We start from the raw sequence: 17,230 nt of genomic DNA, 5'->3' as shown, positions 1-17,230 counted from the left end.
TTGTTGTAAGCCAAATTTTGTTTCTCAATCTAATGTACTAACTTTGCCGTCAGGAGAAAATTATGGGTCAATATATCGCTCCATTGCGTGATATGCAGTTCGTGTTGCATGAATTATTAAATGTTGAATCTGAACTCAAGCAACTGCCTAAGCATGCTGAAGTGGATGCCGACATCATCAATCAGATTCTGGAAGAAGGCGGCAAATTCAGTTCTGAAGTCATTTTCCCGCTGAACCATTCCGGTGACCGCGAAGGTTGCCACCACGATAAAACAACTCACACTGTTACGACACCAAAAGGCTTTAAAGAAGCCTACAAACAGTACGTAGAAGCGGGTTGGCCAGCATTGTCCTGCGATCCGGAATTCGGTGGTCAGGGTTTGCCAGTCGTCATCAATAACTCTTTCTATGAAATGCTGAACTCGGCGAATCAGGCATGGACTATGTATCCTGGCTTGTCGCATGGCGCTTACGAATGTATTCACGAACACGGCACACCTGAGCAAAAAGCGCTGTATCTGCCTAAGCTGGTTTCCGGTGAGTGGACTGGTACGATGTGCCTGACCGAGCCACACTGCGGTACGGATCTGGGTTTGCTGCGTTCTAAGGCAGAACCGCAAGCAGATGGTTCTTACAAAATCACGGGCGCGAAAATCTTTATTTCTGCCGGTGAGCACGATGTTGCTGAAAATATCGTTCATCTGGTACTGGCACGTTTGCCGGATGCACCAGAAGGCTCCAAAGGTATTTCCCTGTTTGTTGTGCCTAAGTTCCTGCCGAATGCCGATGGCACACTGGGTGCGCGCAATCCGATTTTCTGCGGCGCGATCGAAGAAAAAATGGGTATCCACGCTAACTCCACTTGCCAGATGAATCTGGACGGTGCGACCGGCTGGCTGATTGGTGGCCCGCACAAGGGTCTGAATGCGATGTTCGTGTTCATGAATGCTGCTCGTCTCGGCGTCGGTATGCAAGGTCTGGGTCTGACTGAAGTCGCGTATCAAAACGCGCTGGTCTATGCGAAAGACCGTATCCAGATGCGCAGCCTGTCCGGCGTGAAAGCACCGGACAAAGCCGCTGACCCGATTATCGTTCACGCTGACGTGCGTCGTATGTTGCTCACAGCGAAAGCCTATGCTGAGGCTGGTCGCGCATTCAGTTCCTACGTTGCGCTGCAACTGGATAAAGAGCTGAATCATCCTGACGAACAAGTGCGTAAAGACTGTGCAGACGAAGTTGCGTTGCTGACACCGGTTATCAAAGCCTTCATGACCGATAACGCATGGACTGCGACCTCCGAATGTCTGCAAGTCTATGGCGGTCACGGTTTCATCGCTGAATGGGGCATGGAGCAATACGTACGTGATGCCCGTATCAACATGATTTACGAAGGTACAAACACTGTTCAGTCACTCGATTTACTGGGTCGCAAAATCCTGATGGACAATGGCGCGAAACTGCGTAAATTCGGCGCGAAAGTGCAGGCATTCGTGGAAGCGAACGGTACCGACGAGGCACTGGCAGAGTTCATCACTCCGCTGGCTGAAATCGGCGACAAAGTGACGAAGCTGACGATGGAAATTGGCATGAAAGCCTTCCAGAATCCGGATGAAGTCGGCGCTGCTGCTGTGCCTTACCTGCGTGTGGTCGGCCATCTGGTGTACAGCTATTTCTTCGCACAAATGGCAAAAATCGCTCTGGCAAAACAAGATTCCGGCGATACCTTCTACAAAGCGAAACTGGCAACAGCACGTTTCTACTTTGCCCGTCTGTATCCTGAAACAGCGATGCTGATCCGCCAGGCACGTTCCGGCTCCGCTAATCTGTTGTCTCTCGAAGCAGATCTGTTCTGATGCGGTAAGACTCTCCCGTCAAACGGAGAGTCTTACCATTAGCGGATGAATGTCATCAGATTGAAGCTCTTCGGTAGCAGAATATCCACCGAAGTTGCTTCATCTGTCACTCGTTCCAACCTCTCTCCGAGGTCCGCATCTGAAAAATTTGCTTTTCGTTGTTTTACGAAATTAACCGAGGTTAAAAATGACCAATTTCATCGTTAAAAAAGTCGCCGTTCTCGGCGCCGGCGTTATGGGTGCGCAAATTGCAGCACATTGCGTCAATGCAAAAGTGCCTGTCGTTCTGTTTGATCTGCCTGCTAAAGAAGGTCCGAAAAACGGCATCGTTCTGCGTGCGATCGACAACCTGAAAAAGCTCAATCCTGCTCCTTTGGGCAACAAAGATGATGCCGCTCTGATCGAAGTCGCTAATTACGAAGACAACCTCGACGTACTCGCTGGTTGCGATCTGATTATTGAAGCGATCGCTGAGCGTATGGACTGGAAACATGACCTGTATAAAAAGGTCGCTCCACACATTGCACCAAACGCGATTTTCGCATCCAACACATCCGGTTTGTCCATCACGGCCTTGTCCGAAGGCTTCGACGCAGAACTGAAAGCGCGCTTCTGCGGCGTGCATTTCTTCAACCCACCACGCTATATGCACCTGGTGGAACTGATTCCTACCGTGGCTACCCGTGCAGAAATCATTGATCAGCTCGAAGGCTTCCTGACAACGACGCTGGGTAAAGGCGTGGTACGTGCGAAAGACACACCGAACTTCATCGCGAACCGCGTCGGTATTTTCGGTATGCTGGCAACGATTTATGAAGCAGAAAAATTTGGTCTGACCGTTGACGTTGTTGATGATCTGACAGGTAAAAAACTCGGCCGTGCATCGTCCGGTACTTTCCGTACTGCTGACGTGGTTGGTCTCGATACCATGGGTCATGTGATCAAGACCATGCAGGATAACCTCGCAGACGATCCGTTCTTCGCAGTCTACAAAACACCGGAAGTATTGGCGAAGCTGGTCGCTGCTGGTGCTCTCGGTGCCAAAACCGGTGCTGGTTTCTACAAAAAAGTAGGCAAAGACATTCAGCGTCTGGATTTTGCGACGACACAATATGTCACTGGTGGCGCGAAAGCGGACGACGTTGTTGCCCGCATGCTGAAAGAAAAAGATCCGGTCAAGAAAATGAAGACCCTGCGTGAATCGACCAATGTACAGGCACAGTTCCTGTGGGCGATTTTCCGCGATGCTTTCCACTATATCGCTGTGCATGGCGCAACGATTGCCGACAATGCACGCGATATCGACTTCGCAATGCGCTGGGGTTTCGGCTGGCAGGTAGGTCCGTTCGAAACTTGGCAGGCATCCGGCTGGCAGGAAGTGGCAGGCTGGGTCAAGGAAGATATCGACGCTGGTAAAGCATTGTGTAATGCACCGTTGCCAGCGTGGGTATTCGATGGCCGCACAGGCGTCCACACAGCCGAAGGCTCATGGTCGCCAGCAAGCAGCACTTATGTACCGCGTTCCAAACTGGCGGTGTATGACCGTCAGGCGTTCCGTGCTCCTGTGCTCGGCACCGGCGCAGCGACTGGTGCAACTGCTGGCACAACATTCTTCGAAGATGACTCCGTCCGTATCTGGCATCAGAACGATGACGTGCTGATTCTGTCGATGAAAACGAAGATGCACGTAATTGGCCCGGGCGTCATCGAAGGCATGGAAAAAGCGATTGCTGAAGCCGAGAAAAACTTCAAAGGTCTGGTGATCTGGAGCGCGGATGCAGCTGACGGCGGTGCGTTCTCTGCGGGTGCTGACCTGCAAGCGATGCTGCCGTTGTTCATGTCCGGTGGTGTAAAAGCAATTGAGCCTGCGATTTCCCGTCTGCAAAATGCGCATCAGGCATTGAAATACGCGAACATTCCTGTCGTGGCAGCCGTTTCCGGCCTGGCACTGGGTGGTGGTTGCGAATTGATGATGCACGCAGCAAAACGCGTGGCGTCGATCGAATCCTATATTGGTCTGGTGGAAGTCGGTGTTGGTCTGGTTCCTGGTGGCGGTGGCTTGAAAGAAGCTGCAGTACGTGCTGCGGCGGATGCGAAAGGCACAGACTTACTGCAATTCCTGAAAAACTACTTCACCAATGCAGCGACAGCAGCGGTATCCAAATCTGCGCTGGAAGCGAAGAAAATGGGTTACCTGTCTGACAGCGATGTCATCGTGTTCAACCCTTATGAATTGCTGCATGTGGCTAAGGTGGAAGCGCGCGCGATGTTTGACGCAGGCTATCGTGCACCGATGAGAAAGCTGGTGCCGGTCACTGGCCGTCATGGCATTGCAACGATAGGCGCACAACTCATCAATATGCGTGATGGTGGCTTTATCTCCGCACATGACTTCAAACTCGGCAGAATGATTGCAGAAGTGGTATGTGGTGGTGATATCGATAATGGCAGTCTGGTCAGCGAACAATGGTTGCTCGACATGGAACGTAAAGCGTTTATGGAATTGCTGAATCATCCTAAAACGCAAGAGCGCATTATGGGCATGATGCAAACCGGCAAACCAGTACGCAACTAATCGGAGTACTCAAAATGACTAAACAACTTCAAGACGCATATATCGTCTCTGCTACACGTACGCCGATCGGCAAATCCGGTCGCGGTATGTTCCGTAACACCCGCCCTGACGATCTGTTGGTGCGTGTACTGCAATCAGCAGTGGCACAGGTACCTAACCTCGATCCGAAACTGATCGAAGACGTGATCGTTGGCTGCTCATTTCCGGAAGGCGCTCAGGGTCTGAATCTGGCACGTATGGGCGTGCTGCTGGCAGGTTTGCCTAACACGATCGGCGGCGTGACGATCAATCGTTACTGCGCGTCCGGTATTACAGCCGTGGCAATGGCGGCTGATCGTATCCGCGTCGGTCAGGCTGACGTGATGATTGCTGCCGGTGTTGAATCGATGTCCATGGTTCCTATGATGGGTAATAATCCATCCATGAATATGGCGATTCTGAAAGACGAAAATGCCGGTATTGCTTACGGTATGGGACTGACAGCAGAAAAAGTTGCTGCGCAATGGAAAGTATCGCGCGAAGCGCAAGATGCCTTTGCTTTGCAATCGCATCAACGTGCAATCGCTGCGCAAAATGCGGGCTATTTCGATGCAGAAACCACCTCCGTGGATATTATCGACCGTGTGCCGAATCTGGCGACCGGCGAAATCGAACTGAAAACCCGCACCGTCACACGCGACGAAGGTGCACGTCCTGATACGTCAATGGAAGGTCTGGCAAAACTGAAAGCTGTGTTCGCCGCCAAAGGCAGTGTTACCGCCGGTAACAGTTCCCAGACTTCTGACGGTGCAGGCGCATTGTTGATCGTCAGTGAAAAAATTCTTAAACAGTTCAATCTGACACCGTTGGCACGTTTCGCCTCTTTCGCAGTCCGCGGCGTACCACCGGAAATCATGGGTATCGGTCCTAAAGAAGCGATTCCAGCGGCATGTAAAGCCGCTGGCATCACACAAGATCAAATCGACTGGTTTGAACTGAATGAAGCGTTTGCTGCACAATCGCTGGCAGTGGTGCAAGACCTCGGTCTCGATCCAGCCAAAGTGAATCCTATGGGCGGTGCGATCGCCTTGGGTCACCCGTTGGGCGCAACTGGCGCGATCCGTTCGGCAACTACCATCCATGCATTGCATCGTAACAACCTGAAATACGGTATGGTGACGATGTGTGTTGGTACCGGTATGGGGGCCGCAGGTATTTTCGAACGTATGTAAGCGTTAAGCTCGGTCGAAATCAAAGCGCGCAGAATATTTGTTCTGCGCGTTTTTTTTAAAGCGATGTTCCGTCGTTGCACTGAACTGAAATGACGGCTCTGACAGCGGGATATAAATGATTGCTGCGACCGGCATTAGGCGGATCTCGAAAAACTTCATACCCATTGACAGCAGGCTTTACAATGACTGGTCATAACACCCCAAAACAATAATCGATTTGAAGAGACAAAATAATGGATATCCTGACGCATAAAGAAAATGGCATTCTGACGATTAACTTCAATCGCCCTGAAAAGAAAAATGCGATTACCGCGGCGATGTATCAGGCGATGGCCGATGCATTGCGTGACGCCGAGAGCGACAATGCTGTGCGAGCAATTCTGATTACCGGCAAACCAGAAATTTTTACTGCTGGTAACGATCTTGAAGATTTCATGAAAAATGCCTCTTCTCTGGCTTCTTCAGAAGCAGTACCTCCTGTTTATCAGTTTATGCAGGCACTGAATGAATCTTCGAAGCCGGTAATTGCAGCTGTTTCTGGCGCCGCAGTCGGCATCGGTACAACCTTGCTGATGCATTGTGATCTGATTTATCTCGCCGATAATGCAAAGTTGTCCATGCCATTCACGCAATTAGGTTTATGCCCGGAATTCGCTTCCAGTATGATTTTCCAGAAAATCGTCGGCTATCAGCGCGCTGCTGAAAAATTGATGTTGGGCGAACCGTTTAGCGCGCAAGAAGCGCTGGAGATGGGATTTGTCAACAAAGTGGTGCCACTGGAAGAGTTGTTACCGTATGCGCAGCAAGTCGCTGCAAAAATTGTGGCCTTACCTGCGGCGTCGATACGTGTTACTAAACGTCTGATGAAAGCAAACCAGCCTGCCGAAGTGAGTGCAAAAATGCTGGAAGAGAATAAGCATTTTGCTGCGATGTTACATGGCCCTGAAGCCAGGGAAGCATTTATGGCATTTTTTCAGAAACGCAAACCGGATTTCAGTCAGTTTAACTGATAGCAGAATCAATTGTTTATCTGGCTTCGTAAAGTATCCCGAAAGCTGAGATTTTTGTCGAAGTAGTTGAATGTGTTTAATCAAGCGGCGGCTGTATTGCTGCCGTTTTGTTTTAGCAGCAGACGTTGACCGGTCATCGAATTAGTTTCACACCAGGTCACAAATGATAAATCTGCGCAAAACGTTCGCTCTGACAACTCTTTTTGCTGTGAGCGCCCTGGCTAGACTTAATATTAAATTGCACCAGAGATGCAAGGAAAGGTGGTATACCGCAATGAAATTTGTAATGTGCTTGTTGGGTAGTTTGCTATTTTGTCTCCCATCGCACGCCCAAGTAGGTCAGGGGCATGAGATTGCACCGGATGTACTCGAAAGATGCTTCCAATTGCAGAACACTACCGTTACGAATGAGCCAGTCGGAACGATTGCGCGGACACGTTCACTAAACCTAAGTGCGCAGAAGCCACGCGATGACATTTATGAAGTGCGGATGATCTCTAGTCTTTCGAATGGACAGTTGATATTTTTAGGCGGGCCACACGTTACATCGCCGGATCGCAGTCTTTTCAACTTAATCGAAAGCACCTTCGATAAAGAAAAGCCCAGCGAGTCATACATAGAGGTCAATGACGTGTCCTACTTACGCAAGTTGCCGGAAGAAAAGGAGTCCGTCATCGCAACTCGCGGCGAGCCGAGCTACCTCGGATTTATAGCGAGGGAGCGCAGGGTTACCGTACTTCCTTTAGAACCTCGCGATACTGAACTGTATGTAAATCTACGCAAGTACTTTTCCGCGGATCAGATCATACTCACATTGGTTCTACGCGAGGCTCAGCTCGTAAGAGATCGACACAAGGCCTCAGGCGAGAGACTCGAGTATGCGACGTTCGAAAAGCTTAGGATGTGGAATCAAATCGCCAGGGAATTGGACGATGTTGTCTCAATTAAAAACATTTTCGACCTGACTGTCGCAGTCAGAAAGATTTGGCCTGACTTCGATTGGCGTCAAACGCCAGCGACTTGGTTTAATCCCTTGCTATCATCGGAAGACACTGGCGGTCGATTTACGAACGAAATCATAAGACGTGAGAAAGCATTCAGAGATTTTCACTATGCACAACTACTTTTGTCGAAAGTAGCTGAAGGGGAGACAGTGATAGCACTTGCTGGCCGCAACCATGCATATTCAATCGCTTCGGGATATAAATGTCTACTTACTTCTGAGAAGTAGTTGTGTTTTCAAGGAGGGCAAGTGGTGTCGTCTCGTCAGTCAATAGAAATTCGAACCTTGGACAATGTCATATTCGTCGTCACCTTGAGAGCGCCACAACATGCTGCCAGACGTTGTGTCCATTCCTATGCGATTCACGCACATTCCATTTGCAAAGCGAGTCTCGGAATTGGACGAGGCGACGAACGCAGTTTGAATCTATATTAAGCAACTACTGATACGCACTGGGTAACAAATTATTATTCGGTGATACAGAACTAATCGTAAGTTGGCTTTTTTTATAGCAATTAATCTCAACTTTTGTGCCAATTTACGGATCAAAAAACCTGTTCATCTCAATGAGCAGGTTTTTTGTTTTGTGCTTACATTTTGTCGGTAAAGAACTGTATGCCAGTGCGCTTGACCAGCTCTTCATAGGTAATCGGTTTTCCCGCTTTTGTGTTGTCGATGTTCTCAACCCAGTACGCCCATCTTTTATTTTCTGACGGGTCGTAGACTAGTTTGAACAGATATTTGGGTACCCAGACTTTATTCTCACCTATCGTTGCAGGCTTCGTTTCAAATACCGGGCCGGTCAGAACGTAGATATCACCACGAGCACGCATTGCATATTTACGTGTCGCATTTTCTATCGATGCCCAGGTTTTTCTATTGTTTTCTGGCGCTTGCGGAACCATATTCGCGAGAGAAAAACTCTGTGCCATGGCTTCCGGTGTTGCCATATTTCCAGCTGGCGCCATGTGGCCACGATCATAGCCGGAGTTCTTGTAATCGCTCAGTTCAGCGCGTTCGGCGCGCGGCAGACGGGCATCGGCGAAGAAGCGATTTGTTCGCTCATTTCCTTTTGCTTCAATGATGGTCTGCCGGTTGATTTTTTCTGCAACATAAACGGGTGTATGGCTTTTGGCAGAATGCAGGATCGCGAACGATGAATAGCACAATGCACGTGTATTGAGTTCGGCTTCACGTGGAATAACCGGAATCTGACCTTTAGCAAAAAACTGGCGACATTCTGAAAATGCCGGAGCGGCAAATGTGACAGACGACGATAGCGCTAACGCTAAAGCGAAAATAAATTTATTAAACATGAATTTTTAAGCGAAAATCAAAAGAAAAACAGATACCGAAAACCGCAACTCATACAACCACGCGGCTATCAGCAAAGCGGGAGAGTGAAGCGAAGAAGAAAGTGTAGATGCACATTCACAAAACGAATTTTAACGGGAAGAAATCTCCGTGGTGTTTATTTAGTTGATTTGGTACAGCATAGCCGCATGATCCTGTATGCGGCTGCTCAATACCTGAGCAAATTAGCCGAGTAAATGCGGCTGTCTGCATGGAAAGCCACGGTTGTTTTTCAAGGAAAGATCATCGATGAAGATCAGAGTCAAATTGCCCAAACCACGGAACCCTTTGGCGGTGCTGGTCAGACAGCGAAAAGCCGGAGCGCATGGCGCTGCTCAGCCCGCGCGGACGGAACGGCGAAAGTATAAACAACGTTTGCATGGCGTGGTATCCGGAAGGTCCGGTAGTGACGATACAGACTGATGCCTGTGATAACAGGAACAGAGTTATATTTTTCAGGAACTCATGATGCGTTGCGCGCTGAATGCACCAATAATCCAATCAGGCTCACCGTCGCAAACGCTGCACCGGTATAAAAGGTGAAAGTAGAACCCAGCTTATCCCACAAAAGGCCCGCGACCACGCTGGCAAGCAATAATGCGATGCCACTGACCAGATTGAAAAAGCCAAATGCCGTGCCGCGTAAATCAGATGGGGCGCTGGAGGCAACCATACTCGCCAGCAGGCCTTGCGTCATTCCCATATGTATGCCCCAGAGCGTGATGCCAGCTAACAATCCGCTCCAGCCCTGGCTGTATCCGAGTATCAGGTCAGAGGCAATCAGTATGACTAATCCGCCAGCAAGCATATGGCGATGAGAGATGCGGTCTGACAATTTACCAAATGGATAAGCTGTCGCCGCATAGACGAGGTTCATGGCGACCATCACAAGTGGTACCAGTGCGACAGGAACGGATAATTGTTGTGCCCGTAAGATCAGAAATGCTTCGCTGAATCGGGCGAGCGTAAACAAACATCCGAGAGAAACCACCCACCAGTACTCCCGCCCCATCCGTTTCAGATTGTGCTTGCTGAGCGGATTGCCAAGGCTGGTTTGTGGTCTGGTATCCGGCTCTTGCACGCCGACAAACAGCAGCAACATTGCACCCATCCCCGGTATCACTGCAAGCCAGAAAATATGGCGGTAATCGTTTGCCCATAACAGCATCAGCGCCGTAGCCAGCAGCGGCCCTGCGACGGCACCTATCGTATCGAGTGACTGTCGTAAGCCAAAGGCTTGGCCACGGATTTCTGCTGGCGTAATATCCGTAATGAGTGCATCGCGCGGAGCGCCACGGATACCTTTGCCGGCGCGGTCGAGAAGGCGGGCGGTTAACAGCAGCCCCATTCCCTGCGAAAGTGCGAACAGAGGCTTAGAGAAGGCACTGATCCCATAGCCAAACACCGCCAGCATTTTGCGTTTTCCGAGACGATCACTGAGTGCACCCGAAAATACTTTAACCAGCAAAGTCGTTGATTCGGCGATACCGTCAATCACGCCTACCACAAACACACTGATCCCCAGGGTTCCGACCATAAACATCGGCAGCAGGCTATGTATCATTTCTGAAGAAATATCCATCAGCATGCTGACGAAACCGAGTATCCAGATACTTCTGGGAATTTTGGGACGTGTCATAAGTGTTAAGCGAAAATCATCTGCGCCTATGGCGATAAATGCAGGAATTTAATTTATCTGAAACTGATCTGGTCAGTACTGATCATTTTCCCGCATTGCGTGCTGTTTGTCGCAGAGTTTCCAGCGTGGCACCCGGGGTGATCAGATTGCCGTCGTAACGCAGTTCGATCAGAGCCGGTAACTGGTGATCGTGTGTATGCTGTAGCGCGCGTTCCAGCGCCGGCCCGAATTCAGCTGTCGTCAGGACGGTTTCTCCGCTCGCACCATAAGCGCGGGCCAGTGCGGCAAAATCAGGATTGTGTAATTCAGTGCCGGACACCCGCCCCGGAAATTCACGTTCCTGATGCATGCGTATAGTGCCGTACATACCATTGTTAAACACGATGATGACGATACCGGCGCGGTATTGCACGGCAGTCGCGAGTTCCTGACCATTCATCATGTATTCCCCATCACCCGCAAATGTGACCACGCAACGTTCCGGTGCGATGAGTTTGGCCGCGATGCCGGATGGCACGCTGTAACCCATCGCGCCCGACGTCGGTGCCAGCTGGGTGCGCAGTCCGGCATAACGGAAGTAGCGATGAGCCCAGGTTGCGTAATTACCTGCGCCATTGGTGATGATGCTGTCAGCCGGTGCCAGGCGCATGATGTCCTGCACCACTTGCCACAGATTGAGCGGCGCATTTTCTTTAGCAAAAATGGCGGGTTCCTGTTGCCAGGCTTGCAGTTCTGCTTTGGCTTCCGCTACGCTGTGCTGCCAGCGGACGGCGTTTTTTATCTTGCCCTGTTTGCTCAGTTCCGACAGTGCATGGGCGAATTCCTTCATGCCGCTGTTGATCATCAGCGGTGCCTGATACACGCGCCCTAGCTCCAGCGCATCGCTGTGTACATGTACCAGAGTTTGTTTTGGTACTGGTGCTTCGAGCAGGGTATAGCCACCAGTCGTCATTTCACCCAGACGCGGGCCGATCGCGATCACGAGATCGGCTTGTTGTATGCGTTGTGCCAGTTGTGGGTTGATGCCGATGCCGACATCACCGATGTAGTTAGGATGCGCATTGTCGATTAAATCCTGAAAACGGAAAGCACAGGCGACCGGCAAATGATTCAGTTCCGCGAATTCCCGGAGTTGCGTGCAGGCGGTCTGATCCCAGCCGCTGCCGCCCAGAATCAGCACGGGACGCTCAGCCGCCTCCAGCATGCCGCGCAGCTGGCTCAGTTGTGCTGGCGAAGGGTAAGCCTGTACCGGCGCATAATGCCGGGAATCTGCTACTGACGCCGTTTGTGCCAGCATATCTTCCGGCAGTGCCAGTACTACCGGGCCGGGGCGGCCGCTGGTGGCAACCTGAAAGGCGCGCGCGATGTATTCGGGCACACGGTCGGCGCGATCTATCTGTGCAACCCATTTCGCCATAGGACCGAACATACGGCGGTAATCGATTTCCTGAAACGCTTCGCGCTCAACAAAATCATTGCCAACCTGACCGACGAACAGGATCATCGGCGTCGAATCCTGATACGCGGTATGTACGCCTATCGAGGCATTGGTGGCACCCGGCCCGCGCGTCACAAAACAGATACCGGGCTTGCCTGTCATCTTGCCATAAGCATCGGCCATAAATGCCGCGCCGCCTTCCTGGCGGTTAATGATGAAGTCTATCGGGCTGTCATGCAGCGCATTGAGTACTGGCAGGTAACTTTCGCCGGGAACACCAAAAATAGTATCGACACCGTGGATTTGCAACGCATCGACAATTAACTGACCACCGCTACGAGATTTCAACATGACAGTAATAGCTAAAAAAGGAAAAACCATACGCTAACAGAAAGCTTGCCGAATTTGCAGCGCTATTGACGCGTCACAACGAATTGCGAACGATTTGTGGATGAGTAGAGTAGAATAGCGCCCGAAGCAGGCCAGACAATCGCTGGTCGCCATAGCAATATGGTGACGGGAGGAAGGTCCGGACTCCACAGAGCAGGGTGACGGCTAACGGCCGTACGTTGAAAGCCGCAAGGTATAAGACGAGGAATAGGGCCACAGAGACGAGCGTATTCAGTTACGGTGAAACGCGGTAACCTCCACCCGGAGCAATTTCAAATAGGCACGCGTTGAGGTGGCTCGCGGAGCGTGCGGGTAGAAAGCTTGAGCGGCGGAGCAATCCGTCGCCTAGAGGAATGATTGTCATAGCGCGATACAGCAATGTAAAGCGCCGTAACAGAATCCGGCCTACCGGCCTGCTTTACTTAATTCTACACAGGGCCATACAGCGTGGAGATCCTCATTTCTGAGGATCTGATCTGGCAGGGCTTCAACTCAGTTCAGAACATACGTCTTCAAACCGGTATCCGATTGCGCATCTGTTTGTTGTAAATCGGATCAATTCAAAAAACTGGTGTTAAACTCACTTGCGGCAATACAATTCTGTATATATTCCGCCGCTATGCTGACTCGTCATAGCTGATATTTCTGTCTGCTCATTGCAAACACCAGTTCTGAATACCGATTAACGATAAATCATTCCAGACTCATGGAAAACAGAGGCAAAAAAAAAGAACGGATTATTCCCCTGAAGATATTTGCCGTCTGCACTTGTCTGATTCTTGCGGTCGTTGTTTTGCAGAGTTGGTGGACTGTTAAAGAGGATAAAAATCTGACTTTATCCGATGCCGAGCAGGATAGCTATTTCACCGTCCGTATTCTTGAAGAACATGCCAATCGTGCATTCAGTGAAGTGGTTCAGTTCACAGACTCGATCAGCGAACAGATCGCAAATTATCCTTCTGACAAAGGCTTGCGGGAAAAAGCGTTTTATGAGGTTCTGTCGAATCAACGCCATCATTCTCAGTTAGTGACTACCGTTTCACTGTTTGATGTGAAGGGGCATCATCTCACTTCTGAATTTCTTGATCAGCGGCTGGCGCAGCTACCCTCATCATCTCAGGTCTCGCCGCAGTTGCATGTGGTTTCGCTGATCAATAATCCCACTGATACGCAGTTGCGAGTGGGCGCAGTCGTCAAGCTTACAGGTTCTGATCAGTGGGTCTTGCCGGTGGCAAAAAATGTGATCGCACCCAATGGTGAGCGGGTTTGCATCATTGAAGTGCAAATGCGACTTAATTATTTACAAGAATTTTATGAGTTAGTCGCACGCGGCAGCGTGGCCTCGGTGTCACTTCATGACGCCAGCGGAAACGTTCTGATCGGAGCACCGGCTGATAACTATATTCTGAACCGCAGCCTGAATCAGCAAGCTCTGTTGTCGGCGATCGCCGGTCAATCCCGGGAAGGATCACTCTATGGCGGCGCCATTCAGGATGGGAATGCAGAATTTCTTTATACCTACCGGAAAGTCGATGGATTTCCGCTGACGCTGTTATATGCACGTAGTGTTGAGAATATCCTGTCTGACTGGAAGAACAGGGTCAGACATAAAATGCTGTACACATCTGTGACACTGATTCTTATCCTCGCCCTGACATGGCTTTTGTTAAGACAGGTGCAACAGCTGAATCATACCCGTCTCAGAATTGAGGCAAGTGAAGAGAGATACCGGTTGCTGTTCAGCGGTTCGGAAGATGCGATTCTGCTGATGAGTCAGGATCATATCTATGTCGATTGTAATCCCGCGGCGGTCCGCCTGTTTGGCGTCAGCGGCAGCGCTGACATCGTTGGTCATAAAGCGGATGAGTTTTCATCGATGAGGCAATCGATACCGGGCATGTCACAAACTGACAACGATAGCTTGGTTGATCAACTGATACAACGTGCTTTTGATGGTTTTTCGCAGCGATTTGAATCGATCATAGAGAGAAACGGAGCTACCCTGTATACCGAAGTAACGCTCAGTCTGGTAGAGCTGAACGGCGAGCGGCTGTTGCTCTGCACCGAGCGGGATATCAGCGCCCAGAAATATTCAGAGCAATTGCTGGAAGCGCAGAATCACCTGCTGCAACTGATCGGAGCAAACGAGGACCCGCTGTTTATCCTGAGCTCGGTTTGTGATTTTGTCGAAAAATTGCGCCCGTTCTGGTGTGTAGGAATTCAATTACTGGCAGATGATCAGAGAACTTTTATTCAAAGTGTCGGACAGGGATTTCCGGATGTATTGTCCGATCAGATAGTCGATATGCCAGTTACTCATGGCAGTGGTATCTGGAGCGAAGCGGTACTCGTTGCCTGCCCTGTGCAGCTCAATAATTTTCAACAGGCACCGTCGATGCAGTTTGTCAATGGTCTGGAAACCCTGGGGAAACTGAACTCAGGCAGTGCCTGGCCACTGATGGATAAACATGGTCATATATTAGGCAGCTTCACAGTGTTGCTGTCGGATTCGCAAAAATTAAGCGATGACGACATGAGTCTGATTGGCATCATGATCGAGATCGCGACGATTGCCATTGAAGGCCGACGTTCCGAGAAAAAAATACTTCAGCTGGCACACTATGACGAGCTGACGGGCTTGCCCAACCGGTTTTTATACCATCAGCATCTGGCCAAGGCGCTGGCGCTGGCGGAGCGGAATAGTTGTCAGCTTGCGGTACTCTTTCTTGATCTGGACCGCTTTAAAAACATCAACGATACCTTTGGTCACGATGAAGGTGATCGTGTGTTGCGTAGTATCTCGCAGCGTTTCCGGCAGGCTTTAAGAGAGTCCGACATTATTGCCAGAGTTGGTGGTGATGAATTTATTCTGCTCGTCGATCAGTTCAGTGATCCGCGCGATCTGGGCGATATCGCAGACAAGCTGTTATTTGAGGCATCGCAACCATTTGAAATCCATGGTCAGGAATGTCAGCTGAGTGCAAGTATCGGCATTGCTACTTTCCCCGCCGACGGGCACGACGCTCAGACATTGCTAAAAAATGCGGATATCGCGATGTACAGGGCAAAAAACAAGGGTAAGGATAATTACCAGTTTTATGCGTCTGAAATGAATACACACACAATTGAGCAACTGGCATTTGAGGCTCGTTTGCGTAAGGCCCTGGAGAGACTGGAATTCGTTGTTTACTATCAACCGAAGATTTCACTGCAGACCGGGAAAATTGTTGGCGCTGAGGCATTGGTGCGCTGGGATCATCCGGAGCGCGGAATTCTGTATCCCGGTGACTTTATTGCGTTGGCAGAAGAAACCGGATTAATCAGTCGTCTGGGAATGCTGGTGCTCGATGTCGCCTGCCGTGATGTGTTGAGTTTCCGTCAGATTGATGCTGATTTTGGGCGGATTGCGATTAATTTATCAGGCTCTCAGTTTAACGATCCTCAACTGCTTGATGAAATCAAGGGGATCATCGATTTCTGGCGAGTACCCGCCGACGCTATTGAATTTGAGATCACTGAAAGCATGGTGATGCATAACCGCGAACAGGCAATAGTGCTGATGGATGGTTTCAGGTCAGCGGGCTTCAGCCTCTCGATTGATGACTTCGGTACAGGTTATTCTTCGCTTGCTTATCTGAAGCGCTTTCCAGTGGATAGTGTGAAGGTGGACCGATCGTTTATCAAAGATATTCCGGAAGATCCTAATGATACGGCGATCGTATTGGCGATCGTCGCGATGGCGCACACTCTAGGACTGAAAGTGATAGCAGAAGGAGTGGATGCTCACACTCAACTGGCAACGCTGCGTGACTTTAAGTGTGATGAGTACCAAGGCTTTTATTTCAGCAAGGCGGTTCCCGCAAAAGAATTTTTGCATCTGCTGCAAACGCAGACTGCTTAATTCCAGCTTTGCGTTTGTCGCAAACAGTGCCATTTTTCATTCCCGTCTATTTCTGTCGTAAGCAATGTCGTGAGATATCGGCAAACATGACGACAAGTTCCTCAAAATTAACGTAAAGCATGCACTTCTGCAGTTTTCTCTGGTCTTAATTCTGTCTCGTCTGACAAGCTACTTTCAATATCCTTCGTAACTCATTCATTTTATTCAGTTATTTGAATAAAACTACTTTTGCAATAGTTGCGCTAAGTCATTGACTTCATTAAAGAAAGTGCTGTTTTTATAAGTAATTTCACTTGACCACGTTGATAGCATCCTCTAAAGTGGGAAACAGTGTGAAAAAGTGTAATTTTGTGGGGTAAATTCCCATTTTTCATTTATCTTCACAAAATCAGTCATATCAATCCTTGTCCAGGTAAAGGTAAAAGCGTGTTCCAGGGTCCATCCGCACTCAATCTCGATGCGAAAGGCAGAATGTCAATTCCTGCCCGCTATCGTGATGCCCTGAGCGAACAATTCGAGGGGCGTATCACGCTGACCCGCCATCCTGACGGATGTCTGTTGCTGTTTCCGCGCCCGACGTGGGAATCTCATCGTGAGCAGATTGCTGCCTGGCCGATACAGGCGCGTGACTGGAAACGTATCTTTCTGGGAAATGCTTCTGATGTCGATATGGATAGTGCCGGTCGTATTTTGCTGGCACCGGAACTGCGTAATGCGGTTGGTATTCAGCGCGACATCATGATGCTGGGCATGGGCAGCCATTTTGAAATATGGGATGCCGGTAAGCTCGCCGAAAATGAAGCTAACGCGAAAGCGGCTGGTGCGCCAGATGTCTTAAACAACTTTACGTTCTGATC

General features: G+C 49.9%; 9 protein-coding genes and 1 other RNA gene. 7 read left to right on the top strand and 3 right to left on the bottom strand.

Annotated features, from left to right (window positions below; translation table 11 throughout):
• Positions 1–62: 62 nt before the first annotated feature.
• The 4 genes from ACPAOP_RS00960 (at position 63) to ACPAOP_RS00945 (ending at position 6,649) form a co-directional block, all read left to right on the top strand.
• Positions 63–1,853, top strand: coding sequence for an acyl-CoA dehydrogenase C-terminal domain-containing protein (locus ACPAOP_RS00960; RefSeq protein ID WP_423680782.1), 1,791 nt, complete (start codon positions 63–65; stop codon positions 1,851–1,853).
• Between the two features lie 187 nt (positions 1,854–2,040).
• Positions 2,041–4,428 carry a 3-hydroxyacyl-CoA dehydrogenase/enoyl-CoA hydratase family protein gene (locus ACPAOP_RS00955; RefSeq protein WP_423680784.1) on the top strand — a complete coding sequence of 796 codons (2,388 nt, stop codon included), beginning with the start codon at positions 2,041–2,043 and terminating at the stop codon, positions 4,426–4,428.
• A 14-nt stretch (positions 4,429–4,442) separates the two neighbouring features.
• Positions 4,443–5,639, top strand: coding sequence for an acetyl-CoA C-acyltransferase (locus tag ACPAOP_RS00950; RefSeq protein WP_423708972.1), 1,197 nt, complete (start codon positions 4,443–4,445; stop codon positions 5,637–5,639).
• A gap of 233 nt (positions 5,640–5,872) precedes the next feature.
• Positions 5,873–6,649 carry an enoyl-CoA hydratase gene (locus ACPAOP_RS00945; protein ID WP_423680786.1) on the top strand — a complete coding sequence of 259 codons (777 nt, stop codon included), beginning with the start codon at positions 5,873–5,875 and terminating at the stop codon, positions 6,647–6,649.
• A gap of 1,593 nt (positions 6,650–8,242) precedes the next feature.
• Here ACPAOP_RS00945 and ACPAOP_RS00940 read toward each other — a convergent pair.
• From ACPAOP_RS00940 to ACPAOP_RS00930, 3 genes are all read right to left on the bottom strand, one after another.
• Complete coding sequence (locus tag ACPAOP_RS00940) at positions 8,243–8,968, bottom strand: DNA/RNA non-specific endonuclease (protein ID WP_423708971.1); 726 nt, start codon at positions 8,966–8,968, stop codon at positions 8,243–8,245.
• Between the two features lie 500 nt (positions 8,969–9,468).
• A complete protein-coding gene (locus ACPAOP_RS00935; RefSeq protein ID WP_423708970.1) occupies positions 9,469–10,644 on the bottom strand; it encodes an MFS transporter in 1,176 nt (391 codons plus the stop codon).
• 82 nt (positions 10,645–10,726) lie between these two features.
• On the bottom strand, positions 10,727–12,433 hold the full coding sequence (locus ACPAOP_RS00930) for a thiamine pyrophosphate-binding protein (protein WP_423708968.1): 1,707 nt from the start codon (positions 12,431–12,433) through the stop codon (positions 10,727–10,729).
• Between the two features lie 123 nt (positions 12,434–12,556).
• Between ACPAOP_RS00930 and rnpB the strand changes: the two genes are divergently transcribed.
• The 3 genes from rnpB to mraZ all read left to right on the top strand — a co-directional run bounded on the left by rnpB (position 12,557) and on the right by mraZ (position 17,228).
• An RNA gene (rnpB, locus tag ACPAOP_RS00925) (RNase P RNA component class A) lies at positions 12,557–12,896 on the top strand.
• 282 nt (positions 12,897–13,178) lie between these two features.
• Entirely contained in the window at positions 13,179–16,373 is a 3,195-nt protein-coding gene (locus tag ACPAOP_RS00920) for an EAL domain-containing protein (protein WP_423708967.1), read from the top strand.
• 426 nt (positions 16,374–16,799) lie between these two features.
• Complete coding sequence (gene mraZ / locus ACPAOP_RS00915; protein WP_423680793.1) at positions 16,800–17,228, top strand: division/cell wall cluster transcriptional repressor MraZ; 429 nt, start codon at positions 16,800–16,802, stop codon at positions 17,226–17,228.
• Positions 17,229–17,230 lie beyond the last annotated feature (2 nt).

This window comes from Undibacterium sp. WLX3042, from assembly GCF_049544825.1.
Classification (GTDB): Bacteria; Pseudomonadota; Gammaproteobacteria; order Burkholderiales; family Burkholderiaceae_D; genus Undibacterium.
This window is presented reverse-complemented; position numbering and strand designations above follow the sequence as displayed.